At 41.7% G+C, this 21,557-nt stretch carries 13 protein-coding genes and 1 pseudogene; 9 read left to right on the forward strand and 5 right to left on the reverse strand.

Annotated features, from left to right (window positions below):
- Positions 1-70 precede the first annotated feature (70 nt).
- From dnaG to ilvD, 3 genes are all read left to right on the forward strand, one after another.
- Positions 71-2,026, forward strand: a complete 1,956-nt coding sequence (gene dnaG / locus AC2JBO_RS13905; protein WP_496954247.1) for a DNA primase — start codon at positions 71-73, stop codon at positions 2,024-2,026.
- A 120-nt stretch (positions 2,027-2,146) separates the two neighbouring features.
- Complete coding sequence (locus tag AC2JBO_RS13910; RefSeq protein ID WP_496954248.1) at positions 2,147-3,418, forward strand: mannosyltransferase family protein; 1,272 nt, start codon at positions 2,147-2,149, stop codon at positions 3,416-3,418.
- Between the two features lie 616 nt (positions 3,419-4,034).
- Complete coding sequence (gene ilvD, locus AC2JBO_RS13915; protein ID WP_496954249.1) at positions 4,035-5,879, forward strand: dihydroxy-acid dehydratase; 1,845 nt, start codon at positions 4,035-4,037, stop codon at positions 5,877-5,879.
- Positions 5,880-6,172: 293 nt separating this feature from the next.
- Here the strand turns inward: ilvD and ribBA are convergent, their stop codons facing one another.
- Positions 6,173-7,858 carry a bifunctional 3,4-dihydroxy-2-butanone-4-phosphate synthase/GTP cyclohydrolase II gene (gene ribBA, locus AC2JBO_RS13920; RefSeq protein WP_496954250.1) on the reverse strand — a complete coding sequence of 562 codons (1,686 nt, stop codon included), beginning with the start codon at positions 7,856-7,858 and terminating at the stop codon, positions 6,173-6,175.
- Positions 7,859-8,020: 162 nt separating this feature from the next.
- On the opposite strand from ribBA, the gene argC reads away from it, so the two are divergent.
- Entirely contained in the window at positions 8,021-9,079 is a 1,059-nt protein-coding gene (argC, locus tag AC2JBO_RS13925) for an N-acetyl-gamma-glutamyl-phosphate reductase (RefSeq protein ID WP_496954251.1), read from the forward strand.
- 343 nt (positions 9,080-9,422) lie between these two features.
- Here the strand turns inward: argC and eno are convergent, their stop codons facing one another.
- Positions 9,423-10,709, reverse strand: coding sequence for a phosphopyruvate hydratase (gene eno, locus AC2JBO_RS13930; protein ID WP_496954252.1), 1,287 nt, complete (start codon positions 10,707-10,709; stop codon positions 9,423-9,425).
- Between the two features lie 152 nt (positions 10,710-10,861).
- On the opposite strand from eno, the gene AC2JBO_RS13935 reads away from it, so the two are divergent.
- The 5 genes from AC2JBO_RS13935 to clpB all read left to right on the forward strand — a co-directional run bounded on the left by AC2JBO_RS13935 (position 10,862) and on the right by clpB (position 17,982).
- Positions 10,862-11,497, forward strand: coding sequence for a 4Fe-4S single cluster domain-containing protein (locus tag AC2JBO_RS13935; RefSeq protein WP_496954253.1), 636 nt, complete (start codon positions 10,862-10,864; stop codon positions 11,495-11,497).
- A 130-nt stretch (positions 11,498-11,627) separates the two neighbouring features.
- A complete protein-coding gene (locus AC2JBO_RS13940) occupies positions 11,628-12,491 on the forward strand; it encodes a LolA family protein (protein ID WP_496954254.1) in 864 nt (287 codons plus the stop codon).
- Positions 12,492-12,817: 326 nt separating this feature from the next.
- The gene (gene gloA, locus AC2JBO_RS13945) at positions 12,818-13,249 is read left to right on the forward strand and encodes a lactoylglutathione lyase (protein ID WP_496954255.1); all 432 of its coding nucleotides are present in this window, start codon (positions 12,818-12,820) and stop codon (positions 13,247-13,249) included.
- A gap of 23 nt (positions 13,250-13,272) precedes the next feature.
- The gene (locus AC2JBO_RS13950; RefSeq protein ID WP_496954276.1) at positions 13,273-14,898 is read left to right on the forward strand and encodes an iron uptake porin; all 1,626 of its coding nucleotides are present in this window, start codon (positions 13,273-13,275) and stop codon (positions 14,896-14,898) included.
- 411 nt (positions 14,899-15,309) lie between these two features.
- Positions 15,310-17,982 carry an ATP-dependent chaperone ClpB gene (gene clpB / locus AC2JBO_RS13955; protein ID WP_496954256.1) on the forward strand — a complete coding sequence of 891 codons (2,673 nt, stop codon included), beginning with the start codon at positions 15,310-15,312 and terminating at the stop codon, positions 17,980-17,982.
- A gap of 206 nt (positions 17,983-18,188) precedes the next feature.
- On the opposite strand, the pseudogene AC2JBO_RS13960 reads toward clpB, so the two are convergent.
- From AC2JBO_RS13960 to AC2JBO_RS13970, 3 genes and pseudogenes are all read right to left on the reverse strand, one after another.
- Positions 18,189-18,311: pseudogene (locus AC2JBO_RS13960) on the reverse strand (WD40 repeat domain-containing protein); the annotation flags it as partial.
- Positions 18,312-18,767: 456 nt separating this feature from the next.
- Entirely contained in the window at positions 18,768-20,546 is a 1,779-nt protein-coding gene (locus AC2JBO_RS13965) for an adenylate/guanylate cyclase domain-containing protein (protein WP_496954257.1), read from the reverse strand.
- Positions 20,547-20,900: 354 nt separating this feature from the next.
- Entirely contained in the window at positions 20,901-21,431 is a 531-nt protein-coding gene (locus tag AC2JBO_RS13970) for a Fic family protein (protein WP_496954258.1), read from the reverse strand.
- Between the last annotated feature and the right edge of the window lie 126 nt (positions 21,432-21,557).

Raw genomic sequence — 21,557 nt, forward strand, 5'->3', positions numbered from 1 at the left:
CTCCCGACTCCTGACCCCCTTCCTACCTCCTGACTCCTGACCCTCCTTCCTACCTCCTGACTCCTGACCTATGCAAATTCCTCGCTTACACCCCAACACTATAGAAGAAGTAAAACATAGAGCCGATATATATGATGTCGTATCGGAGTATGTTGTTTTACGTAAGCGTGGAAAAGATCATGTGGGTTTGTGTCCCTTTCACGATGAAAAAAGTCCTAGCTTTACAGTCAGCCAAACTAAGCAAATATACTATTGCTTTGGTTGTCAGGCAACAGGGAATTCGATCAAGTTCATGATGGAGTTGCAAAAGCGCTCATTTTCGGAGGTTGTGTTAGACCTCGCGCGTCGCTATCAAGTTCCAGTACAAACGCTTGCACCCGAACAAAGACAAGAGCTAGAGCGTCAAATTTCGCGTCGGGAGGAGTTATATCAAGTTTTAGCAACTACAGCGCAATTTTATCAACATGCGCTCAAAAATTCAGGCGGTGGCGCCTTAGAATATTTACGCTCAAAACGGAAACTAAGCGATGAGATAATTCAGCAATTTGGTTTAGGGTATGCGCCGCAAGGGTGGGAAACTTTATATAGATATTTAGTACAAGACAAGCATTACCCTGTACAGTTAGTCGAACAAGCGGGTTTAATTAAACCTCGCAAAGAGGGAAGCGGGTATTATGACGTGTTCCGTGACAGAATAATTATTCCCATCCGTGACTTCATGGGACGTGTGATTGCTTTTGGTGGTAGAACGATGGGTGATGAGCAACCAAAGTATCTCAACTCCCCAGAAACCGAGTTATTTAGTAAAGGTAAAAATTTATTTGCACTCGACGCAGCTAGAAACGGCATACCACAATTTGACCAAGTTGTTGTAGTTGAGGGTTATTTTGATGCAATTGCGCTTCATGCTGCTAGTATAAATAATGCGGTTGCTTCACTAGGAACAGCACTTAGTATTGAGCAAGTTAAATTAGTACTACGTTATTGTGATTCAAAACAATTAGTTCTTAACTTTGATGCAGATAAAGCAGGTACGAATGCAGCAGAACGCGCGATAGGGGAAATAGCTGATTTGGCATATAAAGGAGAAGTGCAACTTAAGATTCTTAATATTCCCGATGGTAAAGACGCAGACGAGTATTTGCATACCCATACAAGTGAAGAATACAAGCAATTACTCGCAACGGCGCCGCTTTGGTTAGACTGGCAAATTCAGCAAAGCATCAAAGACAAAGACCTGAAACAAGCTACAGACTATCAACAAGCTTCACAGCAAATAGTAAAACTACTGAAAAACATAGTAAATCCAGATACACGTTCTTACTACATTACATATTGTGCCGAAATCCTCAGTTTAGGAAACACTCAGTTAGTACCTTTACGAGTCGAAAACCTGTTAACACAAATAGCTCCGCAAGGAAATAACGGACAAGCACTACAACCAAAATTCTCTCCACCCCAAACCCGTAGAGACGCGATTAATCGCGTCTCTACACTCAGCACTCAGCACTCAGCACTTAGCACTCCCATAAGCTTATTAGAAAAAGCAGAGGCTTTACTACTGCGAATCTTTTTACATTGTCCAGGTCAACGACAACACATAGTAGATATTATAGATAAACACGATTTACAATTCAGCCATTCGCACCATAGGTTTTTGTGGCAAAAAATCTTAGAAGTATCAGAGACTGTATCAGATCAATACGACCCAGATGTAGTATCTAGACTACAAACGATATGTTTGGAATATCCAGAAGAAACGGCATTAGTTTCACATTTATTTCATCTAACACCAAAAGCAAAAACAGATATACAGCGTGCAGTACAAGTCATTCAAACTGCTATTGCCTGCATAGAAATGGTAATGTGTGAGAAACGTGTGCAGCATTACAAGGAACTTTGGCAGGAAACTGACCCGAAAGTTGACCCAAAACGTCATGATTTTTACTGTCAAGCGTTTTCTGAGGAAAGTGTTAAGCTCCAAGCGTTGGATAAGCAGCGGCTTTTGTCAATTCTGGATTTGTAATGGCACGTAAAAGTAGGGTGCGTGACGCTACAAAAATATTGAAACGAAGCCCGCATCTAGTCGCGTCACGCACCGACTCATGATTGTATACAGTATCATCTTTTCAGATAAAATAATGTGATGAGTAGCGTTAAATCATTATCAGCAAAAATCACTCAAGCCACAAGCGGGTTAATATTTCCCGCTACAATGTGGTTTGCTAGCCGCGCGTTAATTTGGGTAGCGATGTTGTTGGTTGCACCGTTGCTACCCGCACCACATAAAGGAGTTGCAGCGACATTTGGCTTAGGGGTATTTTCACACTGGGATAGTGAGCTTTATCGTCATATCGTAACCTCAGGATACGAATACTACAACGGCGCAGGTAATGTTGTATTTTTTCCTCTTTATCCGTTGATAATACGCGCGCTGACTCATATTGGTTTATCTTTTGAATTAGCAGGTGTATTAGTCAGTAACCTATCATTTTTGGTATTTGTATATATTTTGTATCTTTGGCTATATCAATATCTAGGTGAAAGAGTCGCGCGTTGGACGGTAGCGCTTGCTGCATTGTTTCCACTATCAATATTTACAGCAGCTATATATACAGAAGCACTATACTTACTACTTAGTACTGCAGCATTACGAGCGTTTGACCAAAATAAATATACTCAAACAGCAATATTTGGCGCCTTAGCAACAGCAACACGTCCAACGGGAATAGCATTGATACCAGCGTTTTTATTAGCAGCATGGAAACAGAAAAAACCTTTAAAAGCTTACTTAGCAGGACTTGCAACGAGTATAGGAATACTTTTTTTCAGTATTTACTGTGCTGTGCAGCATGGGGACGCACTTGCATTTATTCATGCTCAAAAAGCTTGGCGTAAAAACTTTGGTTTTGACTGGGAATCCTGGTGGAAAATGTTAATGCAAATCACCGTCGGTATGCGGAATTACAAGCATGGAGTCATTAAAGATATTACTCACCCTTTGGTATTTCTAATTATAATCGGATGTGCTTATTTACTGTGGCGCCATCGAAATAAGTTAAGTGCAGCCAAGGTTGATTATGGTTTTGGTTTATTATTCTTGGGTTTATGGTTACTAGCTGGAGACCCTTTGATAAACGCTGCTGTATTCATAGTAAGTGCTTTCTTGCTTTGGCACTACCGACTATCGTTAACACCTGTAACCTTGTTTTATGGTTTATGCGGAATGGCAATGCTGATATTATCAGGTGGAACCATTTCACTCTCGCGTCTTGTTTATGGTATTGTGCCCACAATAATCGTATATGGAATTTTAAGCGTGCGTTACCCCCGTTGGGGCTATATGAGTATAAGCTTTTTCACAATCCTATTATTTATTTTCAGTATACGTTTTGCACAAGGTCTTTGGGTTGGCTAATGGCAACGGATGTAACGGATGTAGCATAGGCGTCCCGCCTGTGCTATTGATTAAAATTAATGCTTAACTTTTGTTGCAATTACTACACCACTAGACCAATTCATTTTTGTAACAATTAAATCTCTTCTATTTTCCAAAGCTGAAATCAGTTCCTGAACTTTAACAGCATGATCTGCACTAGGCCAGTTAGGTTGAGGCAATATCGTATGATGCCGTACAAGGTAGAAGATATGCCGACAAGCTAGTAAAAGTTCGCTATATTTCTGGTGAAGAAAGGTGGTTATTGATACATGTAGAAATACAAGGAGAGCCAGAAGATGAGTTTCCGCGTGTTGACTAAAGTTTGAATTTATACATTGGTTCACAACCTTCATTTTTAGATTGAATCGTGGCTGTCGAGCATTGATAACTGGGCGCCTCAATGTTTGATTATAGCCACATCGACAATTAAACTTTTATGTCAACACCTTCTACTTATCGGCTCTCTAATAGTTCTTTCTCCCTGTAGCAACAAATTATACCAGCCCACGACCAATTAACCCACAACATAACTTATTGGCTAACATTTTCTACTAAACTTGATCTACTAAGAACCTTTAAACGAATAGGATGTCCCATGCCTACGTATCGCTCCAAAACCTCCACTCAGGGACGTAATATGGCTGGCGCCCGCGCGCTTTGGCGTGCGACTGGAATGCAAACAGCGGATTTCGAGAAGCCAATAATTGCCGTCGCCAACTCCTTTACGCAATTTGTACCCGGTCACGTTCACCTGAAAGATTTAGGTCAATTGGTGTGCCGTGAGATTGAAGCAACTGGTGCTGTCGCCAAGGAATTTAATACTATTGCAGTGGATGATGGCATCGCTATGGGGCATGACGGGATGCTCTACAGTTTACCCTCGCGCGAGATCATTGCTGATTCGGTCGAGTACATGGTCAACGCTCATTGTGCAGATGCCTTGGTGTGCATTTCCAACTGTGACAAGATCACCCCCGGTATGTTGATGGCAGCCCTGCGTCTTAATATTCCCACAGTATTTGTCTCTGGTGGTCCAATGGAAGCAGGCAAAACTAAGCTGTCAGAACACAAATTGGATTTGGTGGACGCTATGGTGGTTGCTGCGGACGAAAGTATCAGTGATGAGGTTGCCGAAGAATATGAGCGTTCCGCGTGCCCGACCTGTGGCTCTTGCTCTGGTATGTTCACCGCAAACTCCATGAACTGTTTAACCGAAGCCATCGGTCTCTCTTTACCAGGAAATGGCACCGTACTTGCAACTCATTTCGACCGTAAGGATTTGTTCCTTAACGCCGCGCGGACTATTGTCAACATTACCCGTCGCTACTACGAGCAGGACGATGAATCGAAACTGCCACGTTCAATAGCCAGTTTTAAAGCGTTTGAAAATGCCATGACGCTGGACATTGCTATGGGCGGCTCCACCAACACCATTCTACACTTGCTTGCTGCCGCACATGAAGCCAATGTAAATTTTACCTTAACCGACATAGACCGCCTTTCACGTAAAGTACCGCAACTCTGTAAGGTGGCGCCTAACACACCTAAGTATCATATTGAGGATGTCCACCGTGCTGGCGGCATTTATAGCATTCTCGGCGAGCTAGATCGTGCCGGACTGCTCCACACAGACGTACCAACAGTCCATAGTAAAACGTTGAAAGAAGCGCTCGAACATTGGGATGTCATGCGTACAAAAGACGAAACCGTCCACACCTTCTTTAAGGCGGGTCCTGCGGGTATTCCAACTCAACAAGCTTTCAGTCAAGCAACTCGTTGGCCATCACTCGACTTAGATCGAGAAAATGGTTGTATTCGCAGCCTCAAAAACGCCTTCAGCAAAGAGGGCGGACTTGCTGTACTTTATGGCAACTTAGCCGAACGCGGTTGTATTGTTAAAACAGCAGGTGTTGATGAAAGCATTCACGTATTTAAAGGTAAAGCGCGCATTTACGAAAGTCAGGATGGTGCTGTTAAAGGAATTCTCAGCGACGAAGTGGAACCGGGCGACATCGTAATTATTCGTTACGAAGGTCCACGCGGTGGGCCTGGTATGCAGGAAATGCTCTATCCAACCAGTTATATAAAATCCAAAGGTTTAGGCAAAGTTTGTGCATTATTAACTGATGGTCGCTTCTCAGGAGGTACTTCGGGACTCTCAATAGGTCATGCTTCTCCAGAAGCAGCAGCAGGTGGTAACATAGCTTTAGTTCGCGACGGCGACCTAATTTTAATCGACATCCCCAACCGCAGTATCAATGTAGACATATCGGCGGAAGAATTAGCTAACCGTCGTACACAAATGGAAGCAAAAGGCAACTCAGCTTGGAAGCCCGAACAACCTCGGCAACGTCGGGTAACAGCAGCACTCAAAGCTTACGCATTACTTGCGACTAGCGCAGATCAAGGTGCAGTAAGAAACCTAGAAATGCTCGAATAAAAAAATCCCTCCGGATAGGCATCTCGCCTGTCCGACAACACTACTTACTGTCCGACAAAATTACTTATTTAACATAGAACCAATAACTCACAAACAGAACGACTCACGATCTGCTCAATTTACCAGAAATGATAGAAGCAGAATCACTGGCGGCAATGCAGCTATTATCTAGCTTAATGCCAGTGGCTCACGTGTCTGCTCCCTTGCTGCTTCCCTTTGTGATTATAGCTTCGGTGAAACTATCAGGACTTAGGTGAAGGTACAGAATTTTTAATTGAAATTCTGGGAGATTTTTACTTTACAAAACTATAAATTTTTTGGGTTTGTAGATGGTCGTGGCAAATAGAAGAAGGCGCCGTAGTTCCAACATCAAAAACTTCACGGTCTAGCTGTACTTGCAGGTTACTAAGTGGGTCAACACCAGGAGAAACCAGAAACTCTAGCTTTTCAATGTAAGGTAATTGAACTAAGTTATCTAATATTTGACTTACGGCTTGTATATAAGGATGACCTGTTTGAGAGAACCAGTCTTCTGCTGCCATACCTGGTTGGTCAAAACCGAGGTGTACTGCTAACGATGGTTTATCGAACAGTGCTATCGCTAATGGACGCGCGTCTTCTTGTAGTAATAAGTCGTGGGTTTTTGCTAAATATCTTAGTTTCTCTAATCTTTCATATCTATCAGTCACACATTGTGGGTCGTCTTTCCAATGTATTGCTACTGTTAACAAATAGGTTTGCAGCAGCATGTGTCCGAGTTTTTCGGCTTTTGTGCTTAAGTAATAAGAGTTGTAGTCGTTTGCTTCGATTAACAGCGGTACTCTGTCTACAATTTCTATTTCGTAACCTTTCAACCCAGCAATTTTACGGGGGTTATTTGTAATTAAACGTATCTGGTGTAAACCTAAATCCATGAGAATTTGGGCGCCCATACCGTAGTCACGTAGGTCAGCGGGGAAACCCAAACGCTTGTTTGCTTCAACGGTATCTAATCCCATATCCTGCAAAGAGTAAGCTTTGAGCTTATTTATTAACCCAATACCTCGACCTTCTTGACGTAGGTATACAACAACACCTTTACCAGCATTTTCAATCATCTTGAGTGCGGCTTGAAGTTGCATTCTACAGTCACAGCGAAGTGAACCCAGTGCATCACCTGTAAGACATTCAGAATGCATTCGTACCATTACTGGTTCATCAACAAAAGTGCTAGGGTCGCCTTTGACGATGGCTACGTGTTCTGTATTGTTAAGAATGTAGCGGTAGCCGTAAATATCAAACTGACCAAAGCTCGAAGGTAGTTTTGTAACAGTTTCGCGAACGATTAAACGGTCGTGCTGTAAGCGGTAACTAATTAAATCGGCAATGCTAATAATTTTCAGGTTATGCTGCTTGGCATAGTCGATTAACTCAGGTAATCGTGCCATCGAACCGTTACGGTTTTGAATTTCACAAATTACACCAGCAGGATATAAGCCAGCTAACCGTGCTAAATCTACTGCTGCTTCTGTATGACCCGCGCGTTTGAGAACTCCGCCTTCTTTCGCACGTAGTGGGAAAATGTGACCAGGGCGCCGTAAATCTTCTGGTTTAGTTGCGGGGTTTAAAGCTACTTGGATAGTTCTAGCACGGTCTTCGGCAGAAATACCCGTACTAACACCTAAACTAGGGCCTGCATCAATACTAACTGTGAATGCCGTTTGATTAGTGTCAGTGATATTTCGCACCATCAAAGGCAAATCGAGTTCGTCGAGACGCTCACCCATCATTGCCAAACAAATTAAGCCGCGCGCTTCGACAGCCATAAAGTTAATGGTGTCAGGTGTGGCAAACTGGGCGGCGCAAATTAAATCGCCCTCGTTCTCGCGGTTCTCGTCATCTACCACCACGATAGAGCGACCAGCTTTTAAGTCAGCTAGGGCGGCATTAATCGAGTCAAATCCAAATTCTTGAGTTAGTTCTTCTTTAGACTGCGACACAAATGTTAATTTTCCGGCGACCAATCGTAAATATCATTGTAGCTTATGATATTAGTCACGAGTAAATAATTCCGTGATTTGCGTTTTAATACTCAAAGTTCGCAAAGCAACCAAAACTGCTGTCATCAGCTAATTACAAAAACAGATAAGGATTTTGATACTATGGGTAATTCTAGGCGCGTACCTGTTGGGATAGTTGGCGCGTCCGGTTATGGCGGAGTACAGCTAGTGCGATTGTTAATAGACCACCCGGATGTAGAGGTAGTGTACATGGGGGGTGATAGCACTATCGGTAAAAAATTTGCGGATATTTACCCGCATTTAGCACACGCAATTAACTTGACAGTTGAGAAGGTAGACCCAGAAGTTATTGCAGAACGTTGTGAAATAGTATTTCTTTCAGTTCCCAATGGTTTAGCTTGTCAAATGGCGCCACTCCTCTTGGAAAAAGGATGTAAAGTATTAGACTTAAGCGCTGACTATAGATTTAGTAATTTATCAACATACTCAGCGTGGTACGGAAAAGAACGAAGCGACAAAGAAACAGCGTCAAAAGCCGTATATGGCTTACCAGAACTATACCGTGAACGCATAGCAGAAGCACAGCTAGTGGGATGTCCGGGTTGCTATCCAACAGCTAGCTTACTTGCATTATCACCATTACTCAAACAAGGACTAATAGTACCAGAAACCGCCATTATAGACGCAAAATCAGGTACATCAGGCGGAGGACGCGAAGCCAAAATAAACATGTTACTTGCCGAAGCAGATAACTCAATAGCAGCATACGCCGTAGCAAAACACCGTCACACTCCAGAAATTGAGCAAATTTGTAGCGAACTCGCAGGACACGAAGTCACAATCCAATTTACACCCCATCTCGTGCCAATGGTACGCGGTATCCTCTCCACCGTTTACGCAAACCTTCGTGACCCAGGATTAGTACGTGACGACTTAATCACTATTTACCGCGCGTTCTATCGTAATTCCCCGTGGGTAAAAATTTGTGATGCCGACACATACCCCCAAACAAAATGGGCATGTGGTAGTAACCTTTGCTACATAGGTATAGAAGTTGACACCCGTACTGGACGAGTTGTTGTAATGTCCGTCATCGACAACTTAATTAAAGGACAAGCCGGACAAGCAGTCCAATGTATGAACATCATGATGGGCGCCTCGGAAACATTAGGACTACCAAAACTAGGTTTCTACCCCTAATTTTAAAATTTTTGTGGCACAGGAGTGGCACAGGCATCCCTGCCTGTGCTATAAGTAACAGTATTTTTGACTCTAGCTGATATGCTGCAAAAATCAAACTATACATGAAATTAATAAATATTATTTCGATACTTTTCCTGTTATTATCAATTCCAACTTTGATCTGTGTACTAATAGTGTTTCATGAAGACATTCTAGTTTTATTATTAGGTGAGAATTTAATATTATTTTTTAAGAAAAAAGCAGTTAGTTGAGGTTATGGATCGGATTTAAGAAGATGTTTGAAAAGTTATGGGTTGATCCCCCCAACAGAGCAATGATTTGGGGGTCAGGGGGAATCAATTTAAATGCCTTTTGGACCCATGCCGACGGCGCCTGCATAAGTTGCACGTGAACCGAGTTCGTCTTCGATACGAAGTAAGCGGTTATACTTAGCAACACGTTCGCTACGACACAAGGAGCCTGTTTTAATTTGCCCCGCGCGTGTGGCAACTGCTAAGTCGGCAATTGTGGTATCTTCGGTTTCACCAGAACGATGGCTAATAACCGAACGCATACCGTTACGGGTAGCTAAATCAATTGTTTCTAAAGTTTCTGTTAAAGAACCAATTTGATTTAACTTAATTAAGATGGCATTAGCTGCTTTTTGGTCGATACCTTTTTGGAGACGAGTTACATTAGTAACAAATAAATCATCACCAACTAGCTGCACTTTTGAACCAATTTTTGCTGTTAGTGCTTGCCAGTTTTGCCAGTCTTCTTCGTGTAACCCGTCTTCTATTGAAACAATGGGATACTCGTTAGATAATTTGGCTAGATAATCTATAAACTCACTCGGTGCATGAGGTTTACCGTCATAGACGTATTGCCCATCTTTGTAAAACTCACTTGCGGCAACGTCTAACGCTAAAGCTACTTCTTGCCCTGGTTTATATCCAGCTTTTTCAATTGCTGCTATTAGTAACTCTAAAGCAACTTGGTTTGATTCTAAGTTCGGTGCAAAGCCACCTTCGTCACCAACACCTGTTAGCAAACCTTTATCATCGAGTACTTTTGCTAAGGTCGCAAATACCTCAGCACCCCAACGCAGTGCTTCGCGAAAAGATGAGGCGCCTACAGGAACAATCATAAACTCTTGAAAATCAACGTTGTTTGATGCATGGGCGCCACCATTAATAACGTTCATTAAAGGAACCGGGAGCAAGTTAGCTAAAGGTCCACCCAAATAACGGTACAAAGGAATAGCTAACGCATCCGCACCTGCTTTTGCTGCTGCCAAAGATACAGCTAAAATCGCATTGGCGCCCAAATTCGCTTTATTCGGCGAACCATCGATAGACATCATCGTGCGGTCTATAAGTTCTTGGTTGAGCGTATCAAGGTTTAATAACTTTGGCGCCAGTACATCTTTGATATTTTGTACAGCTTTTAGTACCCCTTTACCACCGTAACGATTCTTTTCACCGTCTCGAAGTTCGTGTGCTTCAAAAGAACCTGTCGAGGCGCCACTGGGAACTTGTGCCAACCCAACGGCACCGTTAAATAAGTGAACCTCAGCCTCTACCGTTGGCTTTCCGCGTGAGTCAAGGATTTCGCGTGCAATAATTGCCTCAATTGCAGTATCAATCATTTGTAATGATCCTTAAGTAAGAATGCTTGCGCTTCCTACATGAAGCGCTAACAGTAAACAGTAATTGGGTAGCCCGACAATTTAGCATAGAACGAGTGTGAGTCTTCTAGTAAATCCATGCCAAAGAAATAATACAGAACAAACGGAAGAAAATGACTCAATATCAGCAAAAAAATCACCCATATTTGTCACTGTCTGAAATTCCGCCTGGTTATCTCAACATCATGGGTTATGTAAATGCATCCGAGGTAAATGGGCCTGGTTCGCGCGCGGTTATTTGGGTGCAGGGGTGTATGCGCGAGTGTCCTGGTTGTTTTAATCAAGCTTCTTGGTCGTTTGAGGTGAACCAGCTTGTATCTGTAGATAACCTCGTTGAAAAAATACGAGCTGACGAACGTAACCAAGGAGTGACGTTTTCTGGTGGAGAACCCTTCTGGCAAGCTTCTACACTCGCAGTTCTTGCCCAAAAGATCAAGGCAGCTGGTTTAAACGTCATGTCCTTCACTGGCTTTACCTTAGAGCAACTCCAATCTGATTATGCACCAGATGGCGCCAAAGACTTGTTAACACAACTTGATATTTTGGTTGATGGCGCATATATCGAAGCGTTAGCAGTACACTCTCCTAATTCTCCAGTATCTTCGAGCAACCAGCGAGTCCACATTTTCAACCCAGCACTGCAAGACCAAGTTAACTGGGCAAGCGACCAACTCGAAGTCCACATATTTAAAGATGGTAGCCGCTTAATAACTGGTTATCAAGGAGGACTAGAGCTAACAGGAAAATAATATCGTATGGTGGGCACTGCCCACCTTACAGTCGCAAAAGCTATACTAGACTAGGTATAGATATCAAATTTTATACCATTAACTCAAAACGCTATGATAATACCGTTTCAAGAATTTTAGTGTGAGGAATATGGTTTTAGTTTCAAAATATTTAGTCAGTGTAGCAAGTATAATTGCTGTAACTTTAGGATTTATTAGTGGCAGTAATGCATTACCTACGCACTCAAAAGCTTCAGCTAGTCTATCTATAGCGTCGTCCAAACCTGATACGGCAACTCCTTCTCAATTAGATTTGCCGCTACTCATTAAAACAGGAGAGACTTTTTTTAAAGGTAATAATTATCAAACTGTATCCCAAATGCAGTTAAAAGGAACAAATCAAGGTAAAGATATTATCTTTTACATACAAGCCAAAACAACAGTCAATTCAACGAACAAATTTAGGTCAGAGATTGCCTTTACTCAAGATGGTAAACCAAGCAAAGAATCAGCAGTTGTTGTTTCTGATGGTAAGCAAGTTTACATATATAGACCAGATTTGCAACAATACAGTATAATTTCATCTCAAGCATTCAATAAATCAAATGATTCGTTTTTAATTGGTCTTTCTTCATCATTTTTCCTAGAATTTGCTGATGACATGGGTAAATACATTGCAAGCGGCGCCTTGTCCCAACCAAACGCTATCAAACAAATTAGCGCATTGGCAAATCAAGCAATTCAAGGAGAAACACGTAACGTCGAAGGCAAACAAACATATGTATATTCATTCAACGACCCGAAACAAGGATATACTTTAAGTGCTTTCGTTAACCCACAGCTAGCTAACCTCGAACAAATGCAAATCGTTAGCAAAGAAGACGGATTAGATGTTGCAATAATCGAAAAAATCCAACAGCGCACCGAAGTCAAAAACCCGGCGCCGCAAACCTTCAGTTTTACACCACCAAGAGGCGCCAAAAAAGTAAAAACCTTATCAATTAGCCCATTTTAAAATATTTAATCCCCCCAACCTCCCTTAATAAGGGGGGCTTTAAATCTTGTTCTTACTTCATTAAGGTGAATTTTAAAATCATATTCCCCCCCTTATTAAGCTACTGTGTACACACAAGTCTCTAAAACTGACTTTTCTTCTCTTTCTTTGCGTCTTTGCGTCCTTTGCGGTTCGTTAAAAAATAAACCGCAAAGTACGCAAAGTACGCGAAGGAGAGGAATGTAAGGATAATGAAAAGATGTGTATACACCGTAGCCCTTATTAAGGGGGGCAAGGGGGGATCAAAACAACTAAAATCTTTATAAGAAGCTCGAAGGAATAAATTTATGCGTTTACTACACACAATGCTGCGGGTGGGGAATCTTGAAGAGTCGTTAAAGTTTTACTGTGACATCCTGGGTATGAAATTGCTCCGACGAAAAGATTATCCGGGTGGAGAATTTACACTCGCGTTTGTTGGGTATGGTGACGAATCTGATACATCGGTGTTAGAACTGACTTATAACTGGGGTAAAGAAAAATATGATTTAGGCGATGCTTATGGTCATATTGCACTTGGGGTTGATGATATTTACGCCACCTGCGATGAAGTTAAAAAGCTAGGTGGTAAGGTAACGCGCGAACCAGGGCCAATGAAACACGGTTCAACCGTAATTGCATTTATTGAAGACCCCGATGGTTATAAGGTGGAATTAATACAGTTGGGTACTCAGGGTTCATCTGCAAATGAAACTAATCAACAGTTAGTTAATAAATAATTTTGATTAAAAGTGCAGGTGTGATGGAGTTGAACCTTAAACAGTACGCGCGGTTGTTGCAGTTGCAACCGCCCCCTAAACTCATCGGTTTATTGAGTTGCGGTATATTTAGCCAGTTGTGTTTTCCTTCAATGGCATCTCTACCACATCATGAGGACGCGCGTAGCATGGGCATCTTGCCTGTGCAAAATTCAGCGCCAATGGCAGGCAAGATGCCTACCCTACAGGCTACCGATCCTGTAACAACTCCAGATGCCAACCCAGGAGCATTAGAGCAATTACCAACGGTAAACGAACTAGAGGACGTTAAACCAACCGATTGGGCATATCAAGCATTAAAGTCGTTGATGGAACGTTACGGTATATTATCAGCGTATCCGAACAAGACATTTCGCGGAAATAAGCCGATGACGCGGTATGAGTTTGCGGCGGCACTGGCGACAACTCTTGATAAAATTGAAGGAATACTCGCCAACGCCATCGGGGATCAATATGTTCGGCAAGATGCGATTACAGTTCGGCGCCTGCAAAAAGAGTATGCTTCTGTATTAAGCCAAGTTAGAGAACGTATTGACACAACAGAGTATCAAGCTGCCCAACTTATAGCAAATCAATTTTCGACCACAACTAAACTACAAGGACAACAAATAGCTAGCATTACAGGGGGAAGTAGTGCATCGAGTACTATTGTTTCACGTACTCGTTTGAATTTAATAACTAGCTTTAATAAAAAAGATTTGCTCGTTACTCAGTTAGAGTCAGGCAATAACGGTGGTGACGCAGTTGGAGCAGAACAGCGGGAAGGGTTTAATTTATTGGGTAGTAATGGTTTATTTGCGAATGCTGGTGGGCTTGATTATAGTGATGTTGAGTCGAATTTGAAATTAAGGCGCCTATATTACACGTTTCGTCCCCAAGATGACTTAGCAGTGACAGTTGGGGCAAAAATGGCGCCACGTGATTTTATCGATAAAAACTCTTACGCCAACGACGAATCACTTGATTTCAGTTCCGGTATATTTCTAAATAATCCGCTTATCGTCCAAAATCAAATAGACCGTACATCTGGTGCAGGTGTTGCCGTAGCATGGAGTCCAAAAAATAGTAAATTTGCAGCGCGCGGTCTTTATATAGCAGCTTCGGCAGATCAACCAAGTCAAGGGATATCAGGAGATAGGCGCCAAGCGAGCGTAGAAGTAGAATATGCTCCCAGCAATAAGCTAAAATTAAAATTACAATATACTAACGCTCAAATTAACGATACTGATATCAACGCCTTTGGTGTTAACGCCGAGTATAGGCTGAATTTAAACACTGGGTTTTTTGGAAGAGTTGGATACGGAACTTACGAAGGATTTAACAACGCTATCAACCGTAACTTGGACGCACACCCTCTAAGTTGGTCAGTAGGTTTACAACAGCGTAATCTTGTGATACCAGGAACCCTTGCTGGAGTCGCAGTTGGTCAACCTTTTGTAACAGGTGACTTAGGAAACGCAACCCAAACTAACTTCGAGGCATTTTATAACCTTAGACTTAGTGACAACATCAGCGTCACCCCCATATTTACCGTCGTCACCAACCCCGATAACGACAAAGATAACGGTACAATCTGGCAAAGTACCCTCAGAACAGTATTTTCATTCTAGTAGGGTGCGTGGCGCCATAATAATCGCGAAGTCAAACTAATAAACTAGTGACGCCACGCATCTTACGAGTTAAGAGTTAGAATTAATATTCGGTATTAAAAAATTAACTTGTCTCAACATGTCATAATCTCATATGGTTAAACAGCTAGTTTCTCTGCTAAACTTTTGTACTAGTTACAATAAAGTAGGTATTGAGGCTTAAGCTTGTAGCATGATGCAGTATAAGTACAGATACTATAAATAATATTGTTAAGTAGAAAAACTCCTAACTCATGCATGGTGCGTGACGCTACTAGATTATTCGTTTTGTTCCAGAATTGTTATAGCGTCACGCACCCTACCAAATTATTCGTTTTGTTCCAGAATTGTTATAGCGTCACGCACCATACTCTTAACTCATAACTATTTAAAATGCAGCCTACAGACCCCGATAAATTTACAGATAAAGCTTGGGACATCATTGTTAAGTCACAGGATATCGTTCGTGCTTACCAACAGCAGCAGTTGGATGTTGAGCATTTAATTATTGCTGCCTTACAACAAGATAACGGATTAGCCGCGCGTTTAATTAACCGTGCAGGCGCAGACGCTAATAAAATACTACAGCAACTCGAAGATTACGCGCGTCGTCAGCCTAAAGTCGCTCGTGGCGAACAACTGTATTTAGGTCGCAGTTTAGACACGATGCTCGACCGTGCAGAAGAAGCACGAGTACGGATGAAAGATTCGTATATATCAGTAGAGCATATGCTCTTGGGTTTTGTTGATGATGAACGTATAGGAAAGAAAGTTCTCAAAAACGTTGACTTAGATGTAACGAAGTTAGAGACTACAATTAAAACGGTACGTGGTAGTCAAAAAGTCACCGACCAAAACCCAGAGTCACGTTACGAAGCACTACAAAAGTTTGGACGCGATTTGACGGAAGCTGCAAAAGCTGGGAAACTTGACCCTGTAATTGGACGTGATGATGAAATTCGCCGAGTTATTCAAGTACTATCACGACGCAGTAAAAATAATCCTGTGTTAATTGGTGAACCTGGGGTTGGTAAGACTGCTATTGCCGAAGCATTAGCACAACGAATAGTAAATGGTGACGTTCCTGAGTCTTTAAAAAACCGTCAGTTAATTTCGCTGGATATTGGTAGTCTAATTGCTGGCGCCAAATATCGTGGTGAATTTGAAGACCGTCTCAAAGCTGTTCTACGTGAAGTTACTGAGTCTAACGGGCAAATAGTATTATTTATAGATGAGCTACATACTGTAGTTGGTGCAGGTTCTGGGCAACAAGGCTCAATGGATGCCGGAAATTTGCTCAAGCCAATGTTAGCACGTGGCGAATTACGGTGTATCGGCGCCAGTACTTTGGATGAGTACCGTAAATATATAGAGAAAGATGCCGCATTAGAAAGACGTTTTCAACAGGTATATGTAGACCAACCCACGGTTGAAAATACAATCTCGATATTGCGAGGTTTGAAAGAACGTTACGAAGTTCACCATAACGTCAAAATCTCTGATAGTGCATTAGTCGCTGCTGCGACTTTATCAGCGCGTTATATTTCTGACCGCTTTCTACCTGACAAAGCGATTGACTTAGTTGACGAAGCTGCCGCACAATTGAAAATGGAAATCACTTCCAAACCAGCGGATTTAGAAACCATCGATAGGCGCCTAATGCAGTTGGAAATGGAAAAGCTTTCGTTAGCAGGGGAAGAAAAAACAACCTTGCAAACCAAAGAAAGATTGCAGCGCATAGAGTCAGAAATTACGAGCTTGACTGAGAAACAGCACGAATTAAATGACCAATGGCAAGGTGAGAAAAATATATTAGAAGCAATTAGTGCCTTAAAGCAAGAAGAAGAAAAGCTGCGGGTACAAATTGAGCAAGCCGAACGCGCGTATGATTTGAATAAAGCCGCACAATTAAAGTACGGCAAATTAGAAGGAGTGCAGCGCGAACGCGAAGCCAAAGAAACTCAGTTGATAGACTTGCAAAGCGAAGGTTCAACATTATTACGCGAGCAAGTTACCGAAGCTGACATCGCGGAAATTGTTGCCAAGTGGACGGGTATTCCTGTAAACCGTTTATTAGAGTCAGAACGGCAAAAGCTTTTACAACTAGAAAGTCATTTACATTTACGTGTAGTTGGACAAAGTGAAGCAGTTGAAAAAGTATCTGCTGCCATACGTCGCGCGCGTGCAGGGTTAAAAGACCTTAACCGTCCCATTGGTTCATTCTTATTTATGGGACCAACGGGTGTAGGAAAAACTGAATTAGCGCGCGCATTAGCACAATTTATGTTTGACTCCGACGATGCTATAGTGCGTCTCGATATGTCTGAGTATATGGAAAAACACTCAGTATCTCGACTCGTCGGTGCCCCTCCAGGGTATGTTGGTTACGAAGAAGGAGGACAACTTTCCGAAGCAATACGGCGCCGTCCTTACTCAGTAGTACTTTTGGATGAAGTCGAAAAGGCACATCCCGATGTATTTAATATACTTTTACAAGTACTCGATGACGGTAGAATTACAGACTCTCAAGGACGTGCCGTAGACTTTCGTAACACCGTAATTGTCATGACCAGCAACATCGGTAGCGAACATATATTAGATATTTCTGGTGATGACAATCAGTATGAAAAAATGCGTAACCGCGTATTAGAAGCACTGAGAGTCCACTTCCGTCCCGAATTCGTCAACCGCGTCGATGATTTGATAATCTTCCATCCTCTCAGCCGTAGCGAAATGGGTCAAATCATTAGAATTCAACTCAAACGAGTCGAAAACTTACTCGCAGACCAAAAAATCAGCTTAGAAATATCTAAAGAAGCTTGCGAGTATTTAGTAGAAGTCGGTTACGACCCAACATATGGCGCCAGACCAATTAAACGCGCAATACAGAGAGAAGTCGAAAATACTTTAGCAACAAAAATTCTCGAAAACGCCTTCGTCCCTGGAGACACCGTTATTATCGACAAAAAAGAACACGGTTTGTCTTTTGAGAAAAAGGCGCCTATCTTAGTCCCTGCCGTCACACAAACAACCGTCAAACTAATCGAAACAGCTTCTGAAGTATAGAGATGTAAATATATGTGTAGGTTGGGTGGAGCGCAAGCGTAACCCAATATCAACACATTAAATCCGCTGGACTCCAACAAACCTTTAGTGACAATGCGCTTACCATCTGGGCTAAATTTACCATATACAACGGTATCTTGATGCGGTATTTCGACTAGTCGTTTACCTGAAGTATCCCAAACATAGGAGTAATTAGAATTAGTCAAAATATATTTTCCATTTGGACTCCAGTAGGTGCTGTAAACAGGCATTGAATGTCCGGTGAACGTTCGCAATAGTTTACCCAATGTATCCCAAATACGCGCAGTTTTATCATTAGAAGCGCTCATTTACTGATAAAAACCGTTTTCCTTTTTCTGGGATACCACGTAGGATTTTAATTCCCTCAATTTTTGATTTCAGTGTTGCTACCATCGTCTGTTATCTCCGTTCTAAACCAGCAAAGAAATTTGTATGTACCGTTTTTATTCTGGGTTTTTGTTGTTTGGGTTACGTTGATGACTTCAGTAAGTGGATACTGACTAGGAAAGATATGTTTTTTGTCTTTTCCCTCAGTCATTACCATTGTTACTGGTAATATGAGAGTTCTGTTTGAAATTGTAGTAGACTTTACACTTGTGTTTTGATTTTTACCAACGTCAACTAAGTGAGGTTTTGCTGTAGTATCAATTTGATTAAGCTCTTTTTATTTTCTTATCGCAAATTCAGAATTATTATCTAGTATTAAAACATTATTCGACAGGGTAAAATAAGTGTCTAGTGGATTTGAGCCGTTATCTCGGCGCCTACCCATGTAGTACATTTAACGAAGCCCGAACTGACTCCGGAACCGTAGTAAAGTACACAGAAAAGCATCTATCTAGTTTTTTAAGCATTACCTTCCCATAAACATCTTCACTTAATGATGATGAATTAGCTAGCCTTAAATTGAGCTTTAAAGTTGCAAATTTTTCAGGTAATTCGGCTTCACCAACATAAATTTCACACCCTTTCAAAGAAAGTTTTACTAACTGTCCGTGAAAGACTTGGGCGCCAATATGCTTATTCTCTAAAATTGTGTATTCCACTGGAATAGCTTCTGGTACAGGCAGAAAAATTTCTTCTTCTTCTCGTGGCAAATAGATATTGTAGAATCCGCCAATCCCATATACTTCATATATAGTAATAGGTTGACTCAAACCTTTTGGTTGAACTTGTAGTTGTCCAGCAACTTTAACATTCTTATCAGTTTCTTTAAAAGTTTGCTCGGAAATCAAAATTTGTCCGCCTTTGGTGTAAGACTCAATACGATAAGTCAAATTTACAGGACTTCCCACAATTCCATATTTAGTACGTTTCTCTGAACCAATATTACCAACTACAACCTCTCCAGTATGGATACCAACACCCATTTCTAATGCTGGTAAACCAAGATTATTCATAGTTTCATTAACCGCACCCATTGCTAGCTGCATCGCACAAGCACAAGCAACGGCTCGAACTGCATCATCTTCCTTTACCACTGGCGCCCCAAACAGTACTAAAATTCCATCCCCCATAAATTCATCAATAGTACCTCCATACTGATTGATCACCTCCGCCATTTGTTCGAGATAAATATTTAAAAGCTGGATAACTTGTTCGGGTTGTAAGCGTTCAGAAACAAAAGTAAATCCACGTAAATCAGAAGTGAGGATAGTAATTTTGCGTCGTTCGCCACCAAGCTTTAAGTTTTCGGGATGGTCAAGCAAGTTGCTGACGACACGATCACTCAAGTATCGCCCAAAAACTTGACGAATCAGTTGGTTTCTTTGTTCTAAATCTACATTCGCTTGCGCCAAATCTAAAGTTCTGTCGCGGACTCGCTGTTCTAGCTGTTTGGCAGTTTGTCGTAGTTTACCTATAACAAGAGTTAAACCAGAAAGTCCCAAAGCCGAAATACCCAGGAGCATCGCAAAGGTTCCTTTTAAACTTTGCCCAACCTTTGCCACTAATGTATCCAACGGCTGGGTAATTTCCCAAACACCCCCCACATCGCCCACTTCCCAATCCCTTTTTGGACTGTTAGGGTCGGTATTGTGACACGCTACACAAGTTGGTCGCATTATGCTCGCTCTACCAAAACGAAACATCAGGCGCCCGTTTTTATTTTCTAAACGCGAAAAAGTCTCTTTTATATCCTGTCTAAGAAACGCGAGTGCATCTTTCTCAAAAGCATCTTTTATACCACCTTTAACTTTTCGCCACGGAAACGGGTAATCACTATAAAGACGAACTGTGACTTCAGGGTTTTCTTCACTAATGCGTTCTCCAAGTTGGATAGCAAATGTTGAAGGTAATGGAATGGCGCCATTTTTGCTGAGGTAAGTATGGGTAACGTTAATATCCTTGACAGTTTTCGCACGGTCAACTGCTTCACTGCTATAAAGATTAGTTACCTGCACTAAAGATTCGGTATATAAAGTCGCATTTTGGATAGCTTGGGCTTCAATTAAGTTTGATGATAGCTGTGACATATTAGACAACGCAATCGCAGTACCAACACATAACATCAGCGTTAATACAAGAATGATTCGTTTCAGCAAAAAAAGAATAAATCCGTCTAAAACCTTAATTGTACGTGAAAATATCATATTAAGCAGGCACGTTTCAGCCCCGAAGGCTTAAATAGTAGTTTATAATTTATTGCAGAACTTACGCGAGTGCCATTCAACCGTAGGGTGTGTGACGCCATAAGGAAATTTCAACGTAGATATAAGACTTGTAGCGTCACGCACCGAATCATAATTATGACAGTATCGTAAGTTCTGTAATATTCTTTAATTAATTCAGTATATTCCCTTAGCTGACAAAAACGTTTATATTAGTAATATTACGAAACAAAATATAATTCTTCTTTAAAACTAGGGGCAGGAACGTGCGAAAATAAAATCAAAATTTCAAGACTTTTTGTATCGTTGAAGAGGACTGCGGGGTTTGTCGGGGTATTGCATTTGGACTAATCCAGCATCAAGGGCGGGTAATAGATAGTTTTTGCGGAAAGTGGGTTTGTGGGAGAGCGAGAGCCGTGCCATTAGCTCTTGGGCGCTTTGGTATTGGTTGTCCATAATGCTTAAAAGCTGTTTAACTTGGTCGCTAACTTGGTCGCTAACTTGGTCGGTACTGTTCTGAATAAGGGTTGGGTCCCAGGTGGGAAGGGCTTCGTAGGCGCGGATAGCTCCTTGGACTTCGGCAATTTCGCGGGGGTTGCCAAGAACTCGTTTGCCCTCAATAATGCTAGTAATTTGGTCTAGGGAGAGGCTGTTGCCTTCGATGGCGAGAGTGCTTTGAATAGTACGAATGCGGTATGTAAAACGAAGTTGAGGAGAAGGCTGTCCTTGGAGGCTGCTTAGGCGCCCTAGTGTAAGAGCGATTGCACTTATTTGATTGATAATGCGGTTACTAATACTAAAGGGCGGTTGATAGGACATTGAGACAAGGTGACACCTGAAGAGTCATTACACTATTTTACCATTAAGTTTATTTAGTTGACAAAAACGTTTATATTAGTAAGATTACGCAAAAAAATATAATTATTCTTTAAAAAGCCATATTAA

The sequence above is a fragment of the Calothrix sp. CBUCES-K 9914 genome (assembly GCF_059640475.1).

Bases quoted from the DNA above. Each gene is read 5' to 3' on its own strand.
- gloA (WP_496954255.1), top strand. From the start codon at position 12,818: ATGCGTTTACTACACACAATGCTGCGGGTGGGGAATCTTGAAGAGTCG.
- AC2JBO_RS13950 (WP_496954276.1), top strand. From the start codon at position 13,273: ATGGAGTTGAACCTTAAACAGTACGCGCGGTTGTTGCAGTTGCAACCG.
- AC2JBO_RS13935 (WP_496954253.1), top strand. From the start codon at position 10,862: ATGACTCAATATCAGCAAAAAAATCACCCATATTTGTCACTGTCTGAA.
- AC2JBO_RS13970 (WP_496954258.1), bottom strand. From the start codon at position 21,431: ATGTCCTATCAACCGCCCTTTAGTATTAGTAACCGCATTATCAATCAA.
- AC2JBO_RS13940 (WP_496954254.1), top strand. From the start codon at position 11,628: ATGGTTTTAGTTTCAAAATATTTAGTCAGTGTAGCAAGTATAATTGCT.
- eno (WP_496954252.1), bottom strand. From the start codon at position 10,709: ATGATTGATACTGCAATTGAGGCAATTATTGCACGCGAAATCCTTGAC.
- argC (WP_496954251.1), top strand. From the start codon at position 8,021: ATGGGTAATTCTAGGCGCGTACCTGTTGGGATAGTTGGCGCGTCCGGT.
- AC2JBO_RS13910 (WP_496954248.1), top strand. From the start codon at position 2,147: ATGAGTAGCGTTAAATCATTATCAGCAAAAATCACTCAAGCCACAAGC.
- ilvD (WP_496954249.1), top strand. From the start codon at position 4,035: ATGCCTACGTATCGCTCCAAAACCTCCACTCAGGGACGTAATATGGCT.
- dnaG (WP_496954247.1), top strand. From the start codon at position 71: ATGCAAATTCCTCGCTTACACCCCAACACTATAGAAGAAGTAAAACAT.
- clpB (WP_496954256.1), top strand. From the start codon at position 15,310: ATGCAGCCTACAGACCCCGATAAATTTACAGATAAAGCTTGGGACATC.